A 21151-nucleotide genomic window follows, 5' to 3' on the forward strand; every position below is an offset into this window, starting at 1 on the left:
CTCCTTACTGAGCTGGCTGTGTGACGGACGTCGCTACGCCACGCCGTTCGATGTCATAAAGCAGGCCGCCCTTGCGGGTGTAGACGACCCAGGTAATCAGGACGCACGTCACGTAGAAGATAAAGAAACCCCATAGCGCCGCCTGAACGCCGCCGGTGAGATCGATCGACGTTCCGTAAGATTTCGGAATGAAGAATGCACCGAATGCGGCGATAGCTGAGGTAAAGCCGGTAATCGCGGCCGATTCCTTTTCCGCCTGGCGCATGCGCGTCGTGACATCGGCGCCAGGCATCAAGCGGTCGATCTCCTTGCGCATGATGTTCGGGATCATCTGGAAGGTCGACGCGTTGCCAACGCCCGTCGCAAAGAACAGGAACAAGAACATGGCGAAGAAACCCCAGAACGCTCCCGGCTGATCCTTGATGCCGATGAAGTAGAGAATTCCGCCAACACCAAGCATCATCGCGAAGAACACCCACAAGGTGACGCGCCCACCGCCCCACCGGTCAGCGACCCAGCCGGTCGCGGAGCGCGACAGCGCACCAACCAGCGGTCCGAGGAAGACGAACGGCAATGCATCAACGGCCGGGAATTGTGTTTTCGCCAGCAGCGGGAAGCCTGCAGAGTAGCCGATGAACGAACCGAAAGTACCGGTATAGAGCCAGCACATAATCCAGTTGTGCTTGCGCTGGAAAATAACAGCCTGGTCAGCGAAGGACGCCTTCGCCGAGGCGATGTCGTTCATCCCGAACCATGCAGCGAAAGCGCTCGCGGCAATGAACGGCACCCAGATGAAGCCGGCATTCTGCAGCCACAGCGGCGCCTGCTGCGTTCCGCTCGTCACCATAGCCGGATCGCCGCCGAACCAGCCAAATACACCAGCCGTAATCACAATCGGCACCACGAACTGTACGGTACTGACCCCGAGATTGCCCAGTCCGGCGTTGAGCGCGAGCGCATTGCCCTTTTCGGAACGTGGGAAGAAGAACGAAATGTTCGCCATCGACGACGCAAAGTTTCCTCCGCCCAGTCCGCACAGCAGCGCAAGCACGAGGAACAGCGCGTAAGGCGTCGACGGATTCTGCACGGCATAGCCGATGCCGATGGCCGGGATCATTAACGACCAGGTCGCCAGCGTGGTCCACAACCGTCCCCCGAAGATCGGCACCATGAACGAGTAGAAGATGCGCAGCACCGCGCCGGAAATACCCGGCAAAGCGGCCAGCCAGAACAACTCCGCCGTGGTGAACTTGAAGCCAACCGCTGGCAATTTTGCCACGACCACCGACCATACCTGCCAGATCGCGAACGACAGCAGCAGCGAAGGGATCGAGATCCACAGGTTGCGCCGCGCGATCGCGCGCCCAGTCGTATCCCAGAACGTCTTGTCCTCGGGACGCCAGTCGGTCAGCACCGCGCCCGACAGCGCACCGACATGTTCCGGCTTGTGGATTTCTTCCATTTCCGGAAATTCGGGCAGCTTTTTCAGCGCTTCGCTGGAAGCACCACGTTCCATCTGCCGGATCGCAAGATGCATCCAGGCAAGTGAAGCGGCCACCAGAACGAACAGCAGCATGAAACAGCTCGTCCACAGCCCAGTAAGATCGTTCAACGCGCCGAACACAATCGGAAGCACGAAGCCACCGAGTCCGCCGATCATACCGACGAGTCCGCCGACGGCGCCGACGTGCTTTGGATAATAGACAGGGATGTGCTTGAAGACGGCCGCCTTGCCCAGCGCCATGAAGAAGCCCAGCACGAAAACAAGAACAGTGAAGGGCACCAGGCCCATTTCCATATGGAAGCTCACCGGGCCTGTTGTCGTCCGCACGACGTAGTCGGCCGGCGGATAAGACAAAATGAACGTACAAACCACTCCCACAAGGAATGTCCAGTACATCACCCGGCGCGCGCCGTAACGATCTGAAAGATGTCCGCCATAGGCACGGAATACGCTGGCGGGAAACGAGAACATCGCCGCGACCATGCCCGCCGTTTTGATATTCACGCCGTAGACGTTGATCAGATACTGCGGCAGCCACAGCGAAAGGGCGACGAACGCACCGAACACAAAGAAGTAATAAAGCGAGAAACGCCAGACCTGGATATTCTTGAGCGACTCAAGCTCCAGCCAGGCACTCTTCGGCTTCTCATGATTTCTGCGACGCTCGAGGACAACCGGGTCCTCCTGCGAGAACAGCCAGAAGATGATACCCATCGCGCCGATCGCTAGCGCCCAGACTTGCGCGACTGTCTGCCAGCCGTAAGCAACCAGCACGAACGGCGCCACGAACTTGGTGACCGCAGCTCCGACGTTGCCCGCGCCGAAGATACCAAGCGCCGTCCCCTGCTTGCCAGCCGGATAGAAACGCGACACGTAGGCAACACCGACCGCAAACGAGCCACCGGCGATGCCCACGAAAAGTGCGGCGATCAGAAACTGCGGGTAGGTATGTGCCCACGTCAGCATGTAAGTGGCGACTGCCGCCGCCAGCATGACGACCGTGTAAATGCGTCTACCGCCGTACTGATCGGTCCACACACCGAGAACCAGCCGGATGAGCGATCCGCTCAGAATGGGCGTGCCGACCAGAAGCCCGAACTGGGTTTCGTTAAGACCCAGCTCCTGCTTGATGCGGATGCCGATGATCGAGAAAATTGTCCAAACTGCAAAGCAGATTGTAAAAGCAATAGTCGAAAGCCAAAGCGCCCGACCTGAAGCGGTGCTGACTGGACTTGACCCGTTCATCGTGCATCTCCAAAACCCGTATGGATTGGAGATCGCTTCTTAAGACCGGAATTGATTTGCGCTGGATCAAGCGGGGGATAGTCAGCTGTGACTTATATAAAAATTGGCATCGCGACTTGATTTTATGCGCACTGCAAAATGATGTTTGTTGCATTCACAATTGATAAATATCACAATGTTCTGGCTGTCCTGAAACGGAGCGATGCCATTGCGTCCCCATGAGCTCCAACAGTTGCAGGAATTGCCACTGTTCTCCGAAATGAGCCCAGAAAGTCTGGAGCGTTTGCTGGATGCCGCACTGCTCCAGCAGTTTCCTGCTGGTGTCGTCCTGATTCACGAGGGGGCTCAAGCCGACTTTCTGCATGTGCTGATCGACGGCCTCGCAGAGATCTATACGGAGCAGGACGGCGGGGAATGGGGCATCTCGCTGGTCAGTCCGGTTTCCACATTCATTCTGGCAGCCATCGTCAGCGACCAGCCCTATTTGAATTCGGCGAGAACTCTGGTGGAATCACGCGTTCTGCTTATTCCGGCCATGCGGGTGCGCGAGATTTTCGATCAGGATGTGGCGTTTGCCCGCATGGTCGCAAAAGAACTTGCGTTCGCTTACCGGGGCGCGGTCAAGAAGCTCAAAGGATACATGGCCAGATCCAGCGTCGAACGGCTTGCCAACTGGATCTTGGCCGAAGCCCGGAAGGACATTCATCACGGAAACGTCGTCATTCCGTTCGACCGGGGTACACTGGCCTCACATATCGGCACCACCCGGGAAAACCTGTCGCGAAATCTCGCATATCTGACTGAGCACGGTGTCCGGATTCGAGGGCGCGAGATCGTCATCGACGATAAGGATCAACTCGCTCTCTTCGCGCGTCCACAGCGTCTGATCGATGATCCAACCTCGTAAATCAACAAGCCATCGTCGGTTCGTACAATAACCTGGAAAATTCTTCGCTCTGGCAGAGCATTGTCAAAGCGGTCGCGAACTGTCCGCGTCAAAATCCCGCCAAGCGTCCGCTGATTTAAAATCGATCAAATGTAAGCATCGAGCCCCCGTTATTTGTTTCAACGCAAACAACGGCGCATGAAAATCCCGTAACTAACATCTGATCCAGACAGCCCACCCGCCATCCAGATCACTTCCCGGCAATTCATGTCGGGCGATAGCGTCACCGCGCGATATTGACAAATGCAGTGTCGCGTGAACTTCATTCTAAAAGATGTATTTACGATGCATCTTTTAGAGCAAATCTAAAAACTTATCTTTGCACGCGGTGCGGGGTGAACGGGGCAACCGGAATGAAGCAGAAATTTTTACGGCATACGATTGCGACTGAGACGCATTTGCCAACCGCACGATCGAAGGTCATCACGCCTCTGACGATCGCGATGTTGATGTGCACCACCGCCAGTCAGGTTTGCTTTGCCCAATCGGCGGCGCCCGGCGCGACGATGACACTTGAGCCTATCAATGTCGAAAGCTCCCAGAGCGCATCTGCGTCATCATCTTCCTTACGCGAACGATTGAATGCTCTTCCGGGTGGCGTGGCGCTGATCACCGCCAGCGACATGCCCGACACGGCCAATCTCACCTTGTCCAGAGCCCTCAGCAGCGTTCCGGGCGTTGTCGTCCAGGATTTCTTCGGCGGCAGCGATCAGCCGCGCGTGCAGATTCGCGGCTCAGGCCTTCAGCAGAACCCGGTGGAACGCGGCATCCTGGTTCTTCAGAATGGCCTTCCCATCAATCGCGCTGACGGCTCCTACATCGTCGGCTTCGCCAATCCGCAGCAGGCTGAATCGATCGAGATCTATCGCGGCTACATGGCCAACCGGCTTGGCGCGACTGTGCTCGGGGGCGCCATCAATTTTGCCTCGCCGACAGGATCCAAATCACCCGGCACCAAGGCCACTATCAGCGGAGGCAGCTTCGGGCAGTTCGGCTTTGGAGCACAGGCCGGCGGCAAGAAAGACAATGTCGACGCCTTGATTCAGGCCGACATCAGCCGGCGTGACGGTTTTCGCGACTACAACGAGTCGCAGCGGGTCAGCGTCAACGGCAATGTCGGTATCGAATTGTCGGAGAACGTGACCACACGCTTCTTTGCCGGATACACCGATCTCGGTTTCGACGTCGCGGGCCCGCTATCCAAGCTGCAGATGGAAACCAATCCGCGGCAGGTCGGCACAGGACCCGGCGTGGGCGGCATCAATCCCGGCCCAAACGTCGTCCGTGACAAGCCACGGCGGGAAGCAGACCAGTTGCTGCTGGGATCCCGCACCACCGCAACGTTCGGCGCACACATCTTCGACGTCGCACTCGGCTATACCTATACCGACGACATGTTCCGGTTCCCGATCTCTTCGGGCGTGCGTACCACCAAGGGCGGCGACTTCACCGGCCTCGTGCGTTACGCCTACAAACCGAACGAGGCGGCGCTGCTGCCGCTGTTTGAAAGTACGGCCCAATACACCGTGGGATCCGCCAGCCGCGGTTATTATCTCAATCAGGGTGGCCAGACCGGTGCAATGTTCGGCGCCAATGACCTCGACGCCTCGACGTTCTCGCTCTATTCGGGCCTGAACGTGCCTGTGTGGCAAGCGATCTACGCCTCGCCGTCGATCTCCTATTCCCATGCAACGCGCGACAACAAAGACCTCTACAATCTCGCGACGCGGCCGTGGATCCAGTACAACGGTGCGACGTTGATATCCGGGGCCAATCCGGCAACCAATACATCCTACAGCCGAACTTACTCGGGTTGGAACCCGAGCCTGGCCTTGAGCTACCGGCCCGACAACAACCACACAGTATTTGCAGCGGTGAGCCACAGCTTCGAACCGCCGACCCATGACGACCTGATCGCGACAATCAACGGCACGCCCAACTCAAGCCCCAGTCGCAATCCGACGGCGCCGTTACAGATACAGGCTTTTAGCACTCCGGACCTGAACGCCCAGACTGCGACAACGGTTGAAGGCGGCTGGCGCGGCCGTTTCTCCAACGTCTCGTGGGATGCGGTGACCTATTATTCATGGATCCAGAACGAACTGCTCAGTCTGCGCGACGCGACAGGTGCTCCACTTGGCGCAGTCAACGCGGACCGGACCTCGCATTTCGGCATCGAACTCGGTGTCGGAGCCAATCTGACTCAGCAGTTGAGCGCCCGCGTCGCCTATACTTACCAGGATTTCCGCTTCCGCGACGATGTGTCGTTCAACAACAACCGCCTTGCGGGTGCACCGCGGCACCTCATCAATACGATCCTGCAATATCAGGCCACCGATGCGTGGAAGCTGCAGAGCGCGGTGCGCTGGAGCCCTGACAAGACGCCGGTCGATAACGCCAACACGCTGTTCGCCGATCCTTACGTGGTCGTCGACCTGCGGACGGAATACAAGATCGACCGCCACTTCACACTGTTCGCGGAAGTCACCAACCTCTTCAACGAGACCTACGCCGGATCGACGCTGGTCGTCGACCGAGCGTCGCGGCCTGACCAAGCCACGTTCCTGCCTGCAGACGGCCGGGGCTACTACGGAGGCATCAAAGCCGCATTCTAGCGCATCCCGAAAGATGAATCGCGATCCATCAAAAGCCAAAGGCTGCATCGGGTTCTGAACAGATCGTGCTGATGCCGGTCGCGACGCTGACATGCAGCGCCGGGACCGTCACTGCCGTTTTCGATGCAGGCATCGCCTGCAAAATCCAGGAGGCCTGCCATGTTGAATCGCCGCACATTCGTCACCGCCCTCTCGACGGCGATCCTGACATCTCCCCGCATTGGGCGAGCCACCGAGCCGCTGACACTGTGGGGGCCACCCGCTGCTCCGTCGATCATTCTCGCGCAGGCCATCGCGGATGGGCTTCTCAAGGACGTCGCGCCCGGCGCGTCGTTCAAGACCTGGAAGACGCCCGATGAAATGCGGGCCGGCCTTAGCTCCGGCAACATGACAGCGGCGTTGGTTCCGACCTATGTCGCCGCAAATCTTTACAATCGGGGTCTAGGAGTGCGGCTTGCTAATGTCATGACACGCGGCTTGCTCTATGTCGTGGCGCCATCCGGAACGGTGACGGATCTTGCCAGCCTGAAGGGCAAGCGCGTAGCTGTGCCGTTCCGCAACGATATGCCTGATTTCATTTTCCGCCGCCTGCTGGCCGCAGAAAATCTACAACTGTCGGACTTCACCATCGAATATTCAGGCACTCCACCGGAAGCCGTGCAGTTGCTGGTGGCCGGTCGCGTGGACGCAGCGCTGCTTTCCGAGCCGGCATGCAGCGGCTCTATCCTGCGCGCGAAGTGGACGGCATGGAAAAACCTCGAGCGCGCCATAGATTGCCAAAAACTTTGGGCAGCGATGACAGGCAGCGCGACGATGCCGCAAGCAGGACTTGCGGTGACCGATAAACTCACCGCGCAGATCGGAGCCGATGGCATCGTCGCACTTCAACAGGCACTCGAGACCGCTGTGCGCGCCGTGATCGACAACCCCTCCGCAGCCGCAAGCATCGCGGCCCCGGAATTCGGACTTCCCGCGACAGTCATCGAACGTTCCATCGAGTTCAGCAATCTTGTCGTAGAGCGCGCCACGACAGCCCGCACCGATCTCACGACGCTGTTCGACGTGCTTGCCAAGGAAGACCCGCGCATCATCGGCGGAAAGAATCCCGACGACAAGTTCTACGCCTTATGAGGCAAATACAGTGAAAATAGCCACGCATAGCCTCGCCTTCGCTGCGTGGGCCGCCCGCTATCTATGGTCGGGATGGGCCGGTGCCGCTGGCCTGTTCTGTCTGGCCGCCGTATGGCAGGCAGGACATGAAATCTATGGCTCGTTCGTCCTGCCCTCGCCGCTGGAAACGCTTTACGCAGTTGGTAGTATCAGTCGGGAGTCCGGTTTTGCGAAAGCAGCAAGCGAAACCGCGAGCCGCTCGCTGGCAGGCTTTGCGCTCGCGGTCACATTCGGCAGCGCCGCTGGGATCCTTGCCGGTTTTTCGTTTGCGGCGATGCGGCTGACAAGACCAATCGTCACCGTGATCCTCGGCGTGCCTCCGATCGCCTGGATCGTGCTTGCGCTGATCTGGTTCGGATCGAACGGCGGGTCGGCCGTTCTGACGGTGATCGTCGCGGCGCTGCCGATTTCATTCGCCGGCGGCCAGCAAGGCGTCGCCACCCGCGACCGAGCGCTGGACATGATGGCCCGCTCCTTCGGGGCCGGTGCCTGGATGCGCTTTCGCACCATCACCACGCCTCATCTTGTCTCATATCTCTTTCCGGCATGGACCACGACGGCTGGCACCGCATGGAAGGTCACCGTGATGGCGGAACTGCTGTCGAATTCGGGCGGCATCGGCGGCGAACTCGCCACCGCCCGCGCGCTGTTCGATATCCCACGCGTAATGGCGCTGATCGCGGTGACCGTCGCCTTTGCTCTGTTCACTGAATACATGCTGCTGAACCCGATCCGCGACCGTCTGGAGAACTGGCGCGAAGCCGGTCTGCCATGGGGGATCAAGCGATGAAGCTGGTGCTGGAAGGAATCGGCCATGCCTTCCTCGGCCGGGCAGTATTCGAGAAACTTGATTTCTCGCTGGCGCCTGGCGAGGTCGTCGCCCTGCTCGGTCCTTCCGGTTCCGGAAAGACCACGCTGCTGCAAATCGCGGCGGGTCTTGTCGATCCGCTGCGGGGACGAATCCGCAGATCCTATCGACGTCATGCGGTCGTCTTTCAGGACGCGCGGCTGCTGCCGTGGATGACAGCCCGCGACAATATTTCCTACGGACTGCGCACAACGGAGGGCAGAAAAACCTCCCACCGCGAGATCACGGAACGGCGCGCGCGCGAAGTCGGACTTCATCCCAGCGACCTCGACAAGTATCCCGTCGAACTGTCCGGCGGTATGCGTCAGCGCGCCGCCGTGGCGCGGGCTCTGGCGGTCGATCCCGATGTGATCTTCTTCGATGAGCCGTTCACAGCGGTCGATGTCGGCCTCAAGCGCGTACTTCAGGATCTCGTGATTGCGGTCGCCGCGCGGGAGCATTTTTCCGCGCTGTTCGTCACCCACGACCTCTCGGAGGCGGTTCGCGTCGCCAACCGTCTGGTCGTGCTGTCGGAAGGCGGCACGGGATTCGTCACCGAACGCCGCATCGACGGCCGGCCCGGCGAACGCAGCGACCGTGCCGTTTTCGATCTGGTGGAAACGTGGTCGCGTGATCCGGCATTTTCAGAATTGTTCAATGGCGAAAGAAAAGAGCTACCGTGACAACTGCACTATTCGAAGAGACGCAGACATGCATTCGCCGCCATCCGCTGCTGGTCGAAGGACTGCTGCTGTTCTTTCCGGTCGCGGCACTCCACGCGATGCTGTCGCCGCTGATCTGGGTGACGCTGTTCGGATTTTCGCTCCCCTACACCCATGCCATTCCGCCCCATCAATGGCATGCGCACGAGATGATCTTCGGCACCTACGGCGCGGCACTCGCCGGTTTCCTGACCTCAGCCGTTCCCGAATGGACGGACACGAAACCTCGCCGGGACTGGGCGCTCTTGTGGCTGCTGATGCTCTGGCTGCCGGGGCGAATCGTCGGACTTCTCGGCATCGAGGCATTTGTTTTTCCCGCCTGCGTCACGGACGTCGCCTTCCTGTTGCTGCTGTTCTGGTACGTGATGAAACCCTTGCTGGATCGGCGCAGCACCCGGCATGCATCCTTCGCCGTCTGGGTCGGATTGTTCGCGCTCGCCGAGCTGAGCATACGCATGGCATGGCTGACCGGAATGATCGATCTGGCGGGGCAGCTTCTCCAGACCGCGCTGATCGTATTTCTGGTGTTCTTCGCGCTGGCTGTCGCCCGCATTAACGTCGTCGTGATCAATCTCGCGCTCGATCCGAGCGGCGAGACGACGCCCTATCGCCCGCATCCGGGCCGCCAGAACCTCGCCGCCGGCATGGTGTCGATCTATGCCGTCGCAGCGCTGGCGTTTCCGTACTCCACCGCACCCGCCTACCTCGCCCTCGCTGCTGCCGCGACCTTCTTCGACCGGCTGGCTGAATGGTTCATCGGCACGGCCGTTCTGCGAACGCAGGTGGTCGCGCTCGCGGCCGCCAACGCCTTTGCCGGAGGAGGTTTTCTGCTGATCGGCCTCTCCGGCCTTGGAGCACCGGTCGCGGTGGCGACGGGATTGCACATGCTGTCGGTCGGCAGCCTCGGTCTCGCGGTGCTGGCTGTTTTCATCATCGCCGGCTTGCGCCATACCGGCCGCCCGCTGGTCCTGCCCTGGCAGGCCCATGCGGCTGTGGCGCTAATGATATGCGCCAGTATCGTGCGTATCTTGCCCGAACTGGGTATCGGTCCGTCGCTCACCGGCCTCCATTACGGGCTGAGCGCCGTATTATGGTCGGCTGCGTACGGCATCTGGCTCGCCGGGTTTTTGCCGCTCCTGATGAGCCCCATAAATGAGGCAAACGGCTGCGAATAGCTGCCGCGAAAGGCATGCATACCCGCACAAAAATGACCGCATGGCATTGAGTTAGCGCAAAGTGCAGCCCTGAGGACTTGCTAGAGGTTGCGCTGCGATGATCCCTCGCAGAGTTGGGCATCGTTCCCTTGCAGGGGAAATGGAGCGCAATATGGGTCATCCTCGCAAGTTGCCGGAGATATCGCCGCCCGTGACGCAACGGCGGCGCGGCGGCCATCTGCAAGATCTCTTGCAGCCGGCGGGCCCGGATCATGACCACGAAACGCTGCTTCCGGTCGATCTCGCGATCGAGAAAGGGCTGACGCTGAGATTGCCGGTCACGACGGAAGTCGTCGATCTTGCGCACGCATCGGGACGTGTTCTCGCGCAGACCCTCACCGCATCCTCGCCACAGCCTCGCTTCGATTACAGTGCGATGGATGGCTATGCCGTCGACGCCGAAGATATGGGCGGTGCCTTTCCGGTAAAATTGAGAGTGATCGGACACATCGCAGCAAGCCGCACGAAGGAAGATATCCCACTGAAAACTCGCACGGCGGTGCGGATTCTGACCGGAGCGCCGATCCCACCGGGCGCAAATGCCGTCATCGCCCAGGAAGAAGTGCGACGCGAAGGCGACATTGTCGCAATCAACCGCCTTCCACGACGTGGCGAGAACATCAGGCTTCGCGGCGAGGACGTCCAGACCGGCGACACACTCATCGCGCGCGGCAGTCTGATGGACGCGCGGGCGATGGGCGTCGCGGCATCGGCGGGGGTAGCGCAGGTCGAAGTGTTCCGCAGACTCCGCGTTGCCATGTTCTCGACCGGATCCGAATTGCGCCAGCCCGGGGAGAACATCGCGCCCGGAGAGATCTACAATTCAAACCGCTACATTTTGCGGGGCCTGCTGGACAAGCCATGGATCGAGTTGATCGACCTCGGCGCCTGTCATGACGAACCGAAAGCATTGCGCGCCCGAATGCTTGAAGCCGCCGCGCAAGCCGACGTGGTTATCACCACAGGCGGTGTTTCTGTGGGTGATGAAGACCATATGGCTGACGTCGTTCACCGATGCGATGGAACGATTGCAGTCACCCGGGTTGCGATCAAGCCCGGGAAGCCGCTGACGCTCGGCCAAATCGGTCAGGCCGCCTTTGTCGGTCTTCCGGGCAATCCGGGGGCCGTGTTCACGACATTCCGCGTTGTGGTAGAGGGTTTGTTGCAGGCATGGGCCGGTCTGAAACAGCAGGAAGAACCTGTACGTCCTGTGATTGCAGATTTCACCTGGACATGCCGAACCGGAAGAGCGACCTACCTGCCCGCCCTCCTTAAGGGATATAACGCGCACGGAGCGCCACTTGTGGATTTGCTGCCAAGGCCAAACTCCGGAAAGCTCTTCCTTCTGAGCAAAGCCGAAGGCTTTGCTGTGCTCAGCCCCGATTGCGAAGGCGTCAAGCCGGGCGATCTGGTCGGATGGTTTGCCCTGTAGGAGCACCGGCTTCATCATGCACGACGAGATTTTCTGTTGAACATTCATCGGCCCACGCACATGCGCTCCGATCTCAACATTCGCTATGGCGAAGAACGTCTGCCGCGCTATACGAGCTATCCGACTGCACCGCATTTTTCGGCCACGATCTCGCAGCAGACCTATCGTCAGTGGCTTGCATCGATTCCGCAGGAGCGCACGGTTTCGCTGTATCTGCACATTCCCTTCTGCCGATCCATGTGCTGGTATTGCGGTTGCAACACGACGATTGCCAGGCGCGCAGAACCTGTCGCAGAATATCTTGGGGCGCTGCAGCGCGAGATCGACATGGTGGCAGGTGATACCGCAGGGCCGCTCCGCGTCAGCCACGTACATTTCGGCGGGGGAACGCCGACGATTATGTCGCCCGCACAGTTTTCAGAGTTGATGAAACTTCTGCGGGACAAATTCACGCTTCTTCCAGGCGCGGAAGTGGCCATCGAGATCGACCCGCGCACACTCACCCGCGAAATGATTCTTGAACTTGGTGCGAGCGGTGTCACGCGAGCCAGCCTCGGCGTGCAGAGTTTCGACCCTACCGTGCAACACGCCATCAATCGTGTTCAAAGCTTTGAAGATACCGCCGCCGCGGCTGAAGGCCTGCGCGCGGCGGGCGTGCGCGGCATCAACTTCGACCTGATCTACGGCTTGCCGAACCAGACCGTAGCGTCGTGTTTCGATACGGTGCGGAAATGCCTTCAGCTTCGCCCCGATCGCTTTTCGGTTTTCGGCTATGCCCACGTCCCCTCGTTCAAGAAACACCAGCGCAAGATCGACGAAGCCGAGCTGCCCGACGGAGCCAATCGCCACCTGCAGGCAAACATGATCGCCTGCTCCCTGACCAATGCGGGCTATCGCCAGATCGGTCTCGATCACTTTGCGCTTCCGGGTGATGATTTAGTGACAGCACAGGCGGCCGGAACCCTCCACCGGAATTTTCAGGGTTATACCACAGACACCAGCGACGTTCTGATCGGCTTCGGCGCAAGCGCCATTGGGCGGCTTGAGCAGGGTTACGTCCAGAATGATGCGGCCACCCGATCCTATTGCATGCAGATCGACCGCGGCGATCTGGCAACCCGGAAGGGCTATGCGCTCACTGCCGATGACCGCCTGCGTGCCGACATTATCGAACGCATCATGTGCGACTTCCGAGTCGACCTGCAGCAGGTTTGCACCAGGCACGGCACGACGTCGGATACCGTTCTACAGTCGGCCACCCGCCTGCACACACTGATTGCCGATGGCGTCATTCATCTCGAAGGACCGGTTCTTTCGGTGACGGATGACGCGCGCCATCTGGTGCGCAGCGTTGCCTCCGCGTTCGATGCCTATATCGGGACATCTGGCCCGGTCTACAGCCGCGCCGTCTGAAGCCGGCAACTACCGCCGGAGCACGCTGACCGCGCACGGCAATTCATCGCGCGGACAGGTCACCTTCGGCGGATCAATGTCGCGCAAGGCAGCCGCGCCCGCTACCGCCGATTGGCCGATCTCGTCGAACAGCAGCGCCATTTCCACGAAAACCGTGCGGTCCTTCTCGTTCTCAGTCAGTTGGTTGAGTTCGGAGAGAAGCGCCAAAATGGCAGCGATGCGGTCCTTGTGATCGCGTGCACGAAGCAGCGATCGTCTCGAGAGACGCTGCGCCTCAAAATCCGAGAACCGTTCGAGTGCACCGCTTAGAAGCTCCCGGCAACTACAGTCAAGATCTGCACGTGTCAGTACAACTTGTAGCCGCGCGATCATATCCAGCGTTTCACAGGTCCGGCCTTGTTCAACCATAACCGTTTCCTTTCCAGATCGCATCACCACCGTGTTGTCCTGCCTCATTGCACTGCGCCTCGCACCTGTATCTGGCCGGCCTTCCGGCCGACTTCTCCCGTACTCGTGATAAACGCCGCCCCCGGCTGTCCATGCACGAAGCCATTCGCGAACGGAACATCGGGATAAATCTGTGATAGCGCGCGAGTCGCGTCCTCATGCTCCCGATTGCCGTCGAGCACGTCGCGGAAAACCCGGGCAACCGCGACCATATCGCATTGCTGCGGCGACAGACGAAGCGCACCCACGCCGGCTGCGGCGAGGTCTTCCACCTCCCCCAGCAGGTTGGCGCAGGTATGAGACATGGTCTGCACTCCGTTCATGGCGAGAAATGGCTCGCCGTCGAGCGTGGTCACAGCCAGCCCGTCAGGGTCTTTCTCACAAACGAAGCGGCAATTGTCCTTCGAGAGCTTGTGAAGGCGGGCATGATAACAGCGCGCGGAAATAGCGAGCGGCACGCGGCCAAAGGCAAAGACCTCCGTCGTGACATCGGGCAAAGCAGTGGCGATGGTCCGGATCGAGTCCATCGGCAATTCCGGGGGCAGGCAGATCCGCCGCGCCCCGCGGCCTGCGAAATAAGCCGCCGTCGCCTCATTATAGATATTCACGAACGGGCCGATCGCATAAGGGCGCCCCGCGAGCCACCCAAAGCAGGACAGGTCGTTCGCTTCCACCAAAAAGTCTGTGTTTCCAGCAAGCTCCGCCATCTGCCGGCGCTCCCGTTGCAGTGACACAAGAATGAGAGAACCGAGAACCACCTGCTTGCCGCAAGCCGCGAGCCGCTCGATCACTACTGACATGTGTTCGGTAAAAAAAGGCGAACGTTTCGAACAAACGATTTCGCCGACCACAACCACATCAACAGGTGCTTCCTCGGCAACGCGGAAATAAAAGTCGCGCCATTGCTCGGGTTGCCAATTGTAGAGCACAGGCCCAAGGGTCAACTGCATCGGCGTGACCTCATCCCGGACATGCCGCGAACGACGAACATGAAGAACATCATCGCCAACTCTTGCGGTAGGAGCCAACTGTGGTCGACTGACCTTCGGTGAAGGCGACAAGCCCGCCGACCGGAGCCGGAACACCGCCTTCCAGTTCCGCAAGCGTTTGACGGAAATTGCGGACCACGCGCTCGATATAGGCGCGGCCGCGTTGCCGCCCCTCGATTTTCAGCGCTGTGACGCCGGCTTTCTGCAATTCCGGCAGCATGGAGGTTGCATCGAGACTCACAGGGTCCTCGAAGAGGTAGCCAGCTCCGTACTCGGTCTGAAAACGCCCCTTGCACAGCGTCGGGTATCCCGCCGGCTCTCTCGCTGAGAACTTGTTGATCGTGAACTCGCCGAGGCGCGAGATGAGCTGTCCGTCCTGCTTGAGATAGTGGACATCGCTTGCGGGCGAGCAGACACCGTCCATGTTCGGGGATTTTCCCGTGGCATAGGAGGAGAGCGAACAGCGCCCCTCCTCCATGACGCAAAGGCCACCGAAGACGAAGATCTCGGTCTCGCAACTGACCTCTCTTGCAATCGCTGCGATTTCCGCCACGCTCAGCACGCGAGGCAAAACGACCCGGCGAGCTCCGAACGCCTTTACATAAAAATTTATTGCATCCGGATTGGCGGCGGCGGCCTGAACCGAAACATGAAGCCGCTGGTCCGGATGACGTTGCGCCGCATAGTCGAGAACGCCGACATCGGCGACAATCAAAGCATCTGCACCCGCCTCGACAGCATCGTCGACTGCACGTTTCCACACGCCGAGCGCTCCCGCGCGTGCGAATGTGTTGATGGCCACGAGAACCTTGACGCCATATTTATGGGCGTGAGCGATCCCGGCTCGCAGTTCATCGCAACTGAAATTAAGTCCGGGAAAATTGCGCGCATTGGTCTCGTCGCGGAAACCGCAATAGACCGCATCCGCTCCTGCTTCGACGGCGGCCTTGAGCGCGGCTGGCGTTCCGGCAGGACAGATCAGTTCCATGATCCACCCTCGGACGCCAGATCGCTCCGTTGCTGTCCGGGGGGATCACCGATGACGCCCCGCGCGAGCCGCTCGACGATAGGCGACAGTGGCCCCGTCCAGGCCACGGATTCGGCGACGATGTCGATCCCGGCGTCATCGATCGCATTACGCAGCGCGACGGCCGCTTCCATATCGCCCTCGATCTGAATATCCCGCGAGAAGAAGAGCGCGTCCCCGTCGCAGGCCCCGTCCACGAGTCCGATGAGCGCCGCAAGAGGTCCCGTAATCCGCACGTCAATCCGTCGCGGCAGAATCCTTGTTGCGGTGACCCTTGGGTTCACCCGGCTGGGCTCAAGCACAAAGGCGAACGGCAGGTCCGTCGGATCCAGCCCATACAGTTTGGCGGCATGGGCACCGAGACGATCGAAAATTTGTGGATGCCGCTTCTGTATCCCATAGAGCGAGGCGGCGAGCATCGGCTGCAACGGGAAAAGCGGAAGGACTCGCCCCGCTAGGGCAAACACAAGCGGCACCCTCGATATAGACGGATCGGATACCGGCATGAGACTTCCCCTTTTAAGTCTTCATATCATCCGGCCGAAACGGACTCTTTGTTCGAGAACAATGAATTTGCGGAGAATTCATGCTGATCTTAGACACAACGTAAGGACTAGGCAGTGCCGTAATCCCTGCCGTCATTTCCGGAATTGCGCATTTTCAAGGCGTGTTTTGGGGGGTGGCGGATCCCTTCCATCCACCATGACGGTCTCACATGATCCAGCACTCAGACACGGTCTTTCTTGAGGAACTCGGTCAGCGCGTTCTGACCGCACGCAGCCTCCGCGGCCTTTCCCGCAAAACATTGGCGCAGGCATCCGGCATTTCGGAGCGCTATATTGCGCTGCTTGAGGGCGGCAGGGGCAATATCTCCATTGTGTTGCTGCGCCGGGTCTCGAACGCGATGGCTATACCGCTGACCGAGCTCATTCCAGCCGGCAAGCCGGTTCATCGATGGGTCGAAGCTGTCCCGCTCCACGCTCCGGCGAGCTGAAAGCTCAGTTCGTATAGACACGGACCGCGGTGAACCGGCCACGGCTTCGCAGCCCATGAGCACTGGCCGCAAACATCAGCGACATGCCGTGCTTCAATCCTCCAGCAACGGCGAAGAGGAGTTTTTACAGATTCCAGGTTTCCGGAGAACATACCTGTGCTGCGCCGTGATAAGCCCACTTTCACCAATCTGCGCAGCTTCCTGACCTGTCTCGAAGACAAAGGCCAGCTTCTCAGAATCCGTGAGCCGGTATCGGTCGTCCACGAGATGACTGAAATTCACCGGCGCGTTCTTCAGACCAACGGCCCGGCGCTGCTGTTTGAGGCACCAATAAAGGCCGACGGTATCGCGGCCGATATGCCTGTCCTCGTGAACCTGTTCGGCACCCGGGAACGCGTTGCCTGGGGGCTCGGCGTCAATCCCGAGCGGCTGCCAGACCTTGGCGAAGCGCTCGCGGAATTAAGCGAGCCGCGTCCACCGCACAATTTCGCGGACGCGATGGCGAAACTGCCGCTGGCTCGCGGGATCATGGCGATGCGCCCAAAGCATGTCGACACGCCGCCCGTACAGGACATCGTATGGCGCGGGGATTCGATCGATCTCACCCAGCTGCCGGTGCAGGTCTGCTGGCCCGATGAGCCAGCACCGCTCATCACCTGGCCGATGGTCATCACCAGCCCACCCGATGACGAGACCGGCAACAACGCCAATGTTGGCGTCTACAGAATGCAGGTGATCGGCCGAGACCGTGCGATCCTGCGCTGGCTCGCTCATCGCGGGGGCGCCCGCCATCACCACCAATGGAAGGCACGCGGCCTCGACATGCCGATCGCGATCGCAATCGGCGCCGATCCCGCCGCCATTCTCGCCGCGGTACTTCCCCTGCCGGAGACGCTTTCGGAATTCCGCTTTGCCGGCCTCTTGCGCGGCGCACGCCTGCCGCTCGCACGCTGCGTCAGCGTGCCGTTGATGGTGCCTGCCGAAGCGGAAATCGTTATCGAAGGCACCGTCTCTGCTCACGAGACCGCCCCCGAAGGACCATTCGGCGATCACACCGGCTACTACAATGCCGTCGAGAATTTCCCTGTCATGCGCGTCACTGCAATCACGATGCGGCGACAGCCGATCTACCTTTCTACCTTCACGGGACGCCCGCCCGACGAGCCTTCGCGCATCGGCGAAGCCTTCAATGAACTCCTTGTGCCGCTGATGAAGAAGCGGCTTCCGGAGATCGTGGACCTGTGGCTCCCTCCCGAAGCCTGTTCGTACCGGATCGCAGTCGCATCCATCGCAAAACGCTATCCGGGACAGGCACGCCGCGTCATGCTTGCACTGTGGTCGATGTTGCCGCAGCTCACCTACACGAAATTCCTCGTTCTCGTCGATCCGGACATCGATGTGCGCAACTGGTCCGACGTGATGTGGGCCGTCGCGACCCGCTCCGATCCCTCACGCGACCTCGTCATGTTGAACGACACGCCGATCGATTATCTCGATTTTGCCTCGCCCAAGCCGGGCCTCGGCGGCAAGCTCGGCATCGACGCAACCACGAAACTGCCCCCCGAAACCGATCGAGAATGGGGACGGCTCCTCACCATGGATAGTGCCGTGGTCGAGCGCGTGGATGAACTCTGGCAGAAGCTCGGCCTTCCGCCGTCCGGGGCATCTGGAGATCGCGGGACATGAGCGACCGCCCGCGAGTCGTGGTCGGCATCAGCGGCGCCTCGGGCGCGGCGCTCGGCGTGCGGGTCGTCGAATTGCTGGCGGAATCCGGCCAATGCGACGTCCATTTGGTGGTCACGCGCAACGCTGAGCGGACGCTGACGCACGAGATCGGACCAAATGCCCTTTCGGCGATCGCAGCCTTGGCTACGCGCCATCATCCGAGCGAAGACATCGGCGCGAGTATCGCCAGCGGCTCCTTTCGCACTTCGGGCATGATCGTGGTGCCCTGCTCGATCCGAACCTTGTCCGCTATCGCCAATAGTGCAGCGGACAATCTTCTGGTCCGGGCGGCGGACGTCCATCTCAAGGAACGGCGCAAGCTGCTGCTGCTGGTAAGGGAAACGCCGCTGCACCTCGGCCATCTGCGAGCGATGACCACAGCAACGGAAATCGGCGCGATCATTGCCCCGCCGGTTCCGGCATTCTATCACCAGCCGAATTCGATGTCCGAGATGATCGACCATATCGCGCGCCGTGCGATCGATCTGCTCAACCTCGATCTCCGCATTCCGCTGCACGAATGGGAAGGCTGACGCCACTCAGCGGCAATCGCGGCGCAAGACGTGGCTTTCATTCCGCCGCAACGCCCCTGCGGCTCTGAATCTCGGCAATCAGGCGGCGCGTCACCGGGATCAGTTCTCGGCCATACTCGATGGCATCGATCAAAGGGTCGAAGCCGCGAATGAGGAAATGGCTGACGCCGAGTTCGTAATAGTCACGGAACACCTCGGCAACCTGCTCGGGTGTGCCGACAAGCGCCGTCGTATTGCTGTTGGCCCCGGTCAGCTTGGCGATTTCGGTCCATAGACGTTTGTCGATCCGCGATCCCTGCTCGGCCAGCGCCAGCAGCCGGCGTGCACCAGCCGTGGCATGACCATCGGCGGGCTTACGGTACCCGGTCACGTCCTGCAATGCAGTCGCCCGTTCGAGAATGGCATGGGCCTTGGCCCACGCTTTCTCTTCAGTCTCGGCGAGGATTGGACGCACCGACAGGCTGAAGCGCGGGGTAGGACGCCCGTGCTTCGCAGCAGCCGCGCGAACGCGCGACGTCACATCGCGGACCTGCGCATAGGATTCACCCCACAGCGCGAATGTATCCGCGTGCTTGCCTGCAACCTCAATGGCCGCGTCCGATCCTCCTCCGACAAAGATCGGAATGCCGTCAGGGCGATAGGGCTTGACCTGAGAAAACCCGTTCTGAACCTGATAATATTTTCCGCTGTAGCTGAATGGCTTGTCGCTGCTCCACTCAGCCTTGACGATGTCGAGAAATTCCCCGGTGCGGGCGTAACGCTCGTCCTTATCGTGCACGAGATTGCCGTCCTGCTTCAGTTCCTCGGCGTTTCCACCGGTAATGACGTGAAGCGCGACACGGCCACGCCAGAGTTGGTCTATTGTCGCCAGTTGCCGCGCCAGCAAGGTCGGTGCGGTGAAGCCCGGCCGCTGCGCGATCAGGATATTCAGACGCTCAGTGACGCCGAGAACATGCTGACCGACCTGCAAGCTGTCGGGGCTTGTGGCATTGAACGCAAGCAAAACCCGGTCGAAGCCGGCATTCTCATGAGCCTTGGCGACGGTTTCGATATGGTCGCGGTTCACGACCGGTCCACTGCGCGGAATCGTCTCCGACGAATTGTTGTTGGTGACGAAGCCAATGAATTCGATGCTCATCGTGTCCCTCCTGTCAAAGATGTGAAAGCTACAAGTCAGATGCCCAGCGCGGCGCGGCCCGCCGTGATCCGGGTGCTGTCATCCTGCGGCGTATGTACCCGGCCGCACAGCACGTCGCGATAATGACGCTCAAGCGGATTGGTCCGGCTCAGCCCATGATTGCTGCTCAACGACAGCGCGTCTTCAACAACGCTCACCGCGTTGTTCGTCACCATCAGTTTCACGATGGCTGCCTCGTTTGGCGTAACCGTTATGCCGTCATCGAAATCCCGGACGAAGGTCCGGATCAGCCGGGCATTGACCGCGAGCTTTGCATCGATGCCGCCTGCGATATCCTGCGCGCGCGGCAGCGTTGCGAGCGGCGCACCGAGGCTGGAAGGTGCACGAGTTTTCAGGAACTGAAGCAGCCAGTCCCGGGCAGCTTGCGCGACGCCGTCATAGACCGCCGCGGTCAGCACAGGATGAATTATCAGCGGAATCACATCCGGCTTCAGCCATTGCTCTGACTTGCGGACATCGATTTCGTGGTCGAGTGGAAACAGTACGTCATCGAAGATGACGTCATGACTGCCGCTGGCGCGCAGACCGAGATGATCCCAGGTCTCGACGATCCGCGTCCCGGGCAGACCCGCAGGCACCAGAAAGATGCCGAGCCGAACATCCGGCTCGTCGGTCCTGGCCCAGACCAGATACCAACGCAGCACTGGGGCGCCAGTCGAATAGATCTTGCGACCAGTGAGCCGCCATCCCTCGGCCGTTCGCCGCGCCACCGTAGCCGGAAGCCCGCCCCGCGCGGGCGACCCCTGTTCCGGCTCGACGCGCAACGCGTTGATGAGGCCGACCCCCCCGGTCGCGTCACGAACCAGTTTCTGCGCCAGATGACGCGGCCAGTTCTCGGTTCTCGCGATGATCAGGTGCTGGATGAAGTGCATCGCTAGGATCAGCGCAACCGAAGGATCGGCCTTGCCAAGGACACGCAGGACGTCCGCCGTCTCGCGCATGCCGGCACCCGCGCCGCCGTGCGCCTTTGAGACCGTCAGCCCCAGCAATCCGGTTTTTGCGAGCTCACTGAAAACTCGCGGAGCGATCCGCCCCGTGCGATCGTTCTCGGCGCTGTCCGCAGCGAGATCCGCGGCGATCAGGCCGATCTTCTCAAGCAGCGTCGGCGTGGCATCCATGTCCGTATTCCG

Annotated in this window: 18 protein-coding genes; 11 read left to right on the plus strand and 7 right to left on the minus strand. The window is 60.4% G+C overall.

Annotation, left to right across the window (positions count from 1 at the left end; translation table 11 throughout):
- Nucleotides 1-4: 4 nt before the first annotated feature.
- Nucleotides 5-2749 (minus strand): nitrate/nitrite transporter, encoded by a 2745-nt coding sequence (locus tag LVY71_RS17985; protein WP_235101212.1) that lies wholly within the window; start codon nucleotides 2747-2749, stop codon nucleotides 5-7.
- Between the two features lie 202 nt (nucleotides 2750-2951).
- Between LVY71_RS17985 and LVY71_RS17990 the strand changes: the two genes are divergently transcribed.
- The 8 genes from LVY71_RS17990 to hemN all read left to right on the plus strand — a co-directional run bounded on the left by LVY71_RS17990 (nucleotide 2952) and on the right by hemN (nucleotide 13108).
- Complete coding sequence (locus LVY71_RS17990; RefSeq protein WP_283842541.1) at nucleotides 2952-3656, plus strand: cyclic nucleotide-binding domain-containing protein; 705 nt, start codon at nucleotides 2952-2954, stop codon at nucleotides 3654-3656.
- A gap of 482 nt (nucleotides 3657-4138) precedes the next feature.
- Nucleotides 4139-6310: a TonB-dependent receptor family protein gene (locus LVY71_RS17995; protein WP_235101541.1), complete on the plus strand. Its 2172-nt coding sequence runs from the start codon at nucleotides 4139-4141 to the stop codon at nucleotides 6308-6310.
- A gap of 159 nt (nucleotides 6311-6469) precedes the next feature.
- Complete coding sequence (locus LVY71_RS18000; RefSeq protein WP_235101214.1) at nucleotides 6470-7441, plus strand: ABC transporter substrate-binding protein; 972 nt, start codon at nucleotides 6470-6472, stop codon at nucleotides 7439-7441.
- 10 nt (nucleotides 7442-7451) lie between these two features.
- Entirely contained in the window at nucleotides 7452-8270 is an 819-nt protein-coding gene (locus tag LVY71_RS22905) for an ABC transporter permease (RefSeq protein ID WP_235101215.1), read from the plus strand.
- A complete protein-coding gene (locus LVY71_RS18010; RefSeq protein ID WP_235101216.1) occupies nucleotides 8267-9010 on the plus strand; it encodes an ABC transporter ATP-binding protein in 744 nt (247 codons plus the stop codon). The genes LVY71_RS22905 and LVY71_RS18010 overlap by 4 nt, the downstream gene beginning before the upstream one ends.
- Nucleotides 9007-10224 carry an NnrS family protein gene (locus LVY71_RS18015; protein WP_235101217.1) on the plus strand — a complete coding sequence of 406 codons (1218 nt, stop codon included), beginning with the start codon at nucleotides 9007-9009 and terminating at the stop codon, nucleotides 10222-10224. Before LVY71_RS18010 ends, LVY71_RS18015 begins: the two co-directional genes overlap by 4 nt.
- 151 nt (nucleotides 10225-10375) lie before the next feature.
- Nucleotides 10376-11695, plus strand: a complete 1320-nt coding sequence (locus tag LVY71_RS18020) for a molybdopterin molybdotransferase MoeA (protein WP_235101218.1) — start codon at nucleotides 10376-10378, stop codon at nucleotides 11693-11695.
- 60 nt (nucleotides 11696-11755) lie between these two features.
- Nucleotides 11756-13108 (plus strand): oxygen-independent coproporphyrinogen III oxidase, encoded by a 1353-nt coding sequence (gene hemN / locus LVY71_RS18025; protein ID WP_235101542.1) that lies wholly within the window; start codon nucleotides 11756-11758, stop codon nucleotides 13106-13108.
- Nucleotides 13109-13117: 9 nt separating this feature from the next.
- Here hemN and LVY71_RS18030 read toward each other — a convergent pair whose 3' ends face one another.
- Genes LVY71_RS18030 through ubiT form a run of 4 tightly spaced genes read right to left on the minus strand, consistent with a single transcriptional unit; the run spans nucleotide 13118 to nucleotide 16077 of the window.
- The gene (locus tag LVY71_RS18030; RefSeq protein ID WP_235101219.1) at nucleotides 13118-13564 is read right to left on the minus strand and encodes a hypothetical protein; all 447 of its coding nucleotides are present in this window, start codon (nucleotides 13562-13564) and stop codon (nucleotides 13118-13120) included.
- The gene (ubiV, locus tag LVY71_RS18035) at nucleotides 13561-14505 is read right to left on the minus strand and encodes a ubiquinone anaerobic biosynthesis protein UbiV (protein ID WP_235101543.1); all 945 of its coding nucleotides are present in this window, start codon (nucleotides 14503-14505) and stop codon (nucleotides 13561-13563) included. The genes LVY71_RS18030 and ubiV overlap by 4 nt, the downstream gene beginning before the upstream one ends.
- A gap of 49 nt (nucleotides 14506-14554) precedes the next feature.
- The gene (ubiU, locus tag LVY71_RS18040; protein ID WP_235101220.1) at nucleotides 14555-15532 is read right to left on the minus strand and encodes a ubiquinone anaerobic biosynthesis protein UbiU; all 978 of its coding nucleotides are present in this window, start codon (nucleotides 15530-15532) and stop codon (nucleotides 14555-14557) included.
- Nucleotides 15523-16077 (minus strand): ubiquinone anaerobic biosynthesis accessory factor UbiT, encoded by a 555-nt coding sequence (ubiT, locus tag LVY71_RS18045; protein WP_235101221.1) that lies wholly within the window; start codon nucleotides 16075-16077, stop codon nucleotides 15523-15525. Before ubiT ends, ubiU begins: the two co-directional genes overlap by 10 nt.
- 209 nt (nucleotides 16078-16286) lie before the next feature.
- Here ubiT and LVY71_RS18050 point away from each other — a divergent pair, with 209 nt between their 5' ends.
- The 3 genes from LVY71_RS18050 (at nucleotide 16287) to LVY71_RS18060 (ending at nucleotide 18823) form a co-directional block, all read left to right on the plus strand.
- Nucleotides 16287-16565, plus strand: coding sequence for a helix-turn-helix domain-containing protein (locus LVY71_RS18050; RefSeq protein ID WP_502797589.1), 279 nt, complete (start codon nucleotides 16287-16289; stop codon nucleotides 16563-16565).
- 156 nt (nucleotides 16566-16721) lie between these two features.
- Entirely contained in the window at nucleotides 16722-18251 is a 1530-nt protein-coding gene (locus LVY71_RS18055) for a UbiD family decarboxylase (protein WP_235101222.1), read from the plus strand.
- Nucleotides 18248-18823 (plus strand): UbiX family flavin prenyltransferase, encoded by a 576-nt coding sequence (locus LVY71_RS18060; RefSeq protein ID WP_235101223.1) that lies wholly within the window; start codon nucleotides 18248-18250, stop codon nucleotides 18821-18823. The genes LVY71_RS18055 and LVY71_RS18060 overlap by 4 nt, the downstream gene beginning before the upstream one ends.
- A 37-nt stretch (nucleotides 18824-18860) precedes the next feature.
- Here LVY71_RS18060 and LVY71_RS18065 read toward each other — a convergent pair whose 3' ends face one another.
- Both LVY71_RS18065 and LVY71_RS18070 read right to left on the minus strand, forming a co-directional pair.
- On the minus strand, nucleotides 18861-19961 hold the full coding sequence (locus LVY71_RS18065) for an LLM class flavin-dependent oxidoreductase (protein WP_235101224.1): 1101 nt from the start codon (nucleotides 19959-19961) through the stop codon (nucleotides 18861-18863).
- A 35-nt stretch (nucleotides 19962-19996) separates the two neighbouring features.
- On the minus strand, nucleotides 19997-21139 hold the full coding sequence (locus tag LVY71_RS18070) for an acyl-CoA dehydrogenase family protein (protein WP_235101225.1): 1143 nt from the start codon (nucleotides 21137-21139) through the stop codon (nucleotides 19997-19999).
- Between the last annotated feature and the right edge of the window lie 12 nt (nucleotides 21140-21151).

Source organism: Bradyrhizobium sp. G127 (assembly GCF_021502575.1).
Taxonomy (GTDB): domain Bacteria; phylum Pseudomonadota; class Alphaproteobacteria; order Rhizobiales; family Xanthobacteraceae; genus Afipia.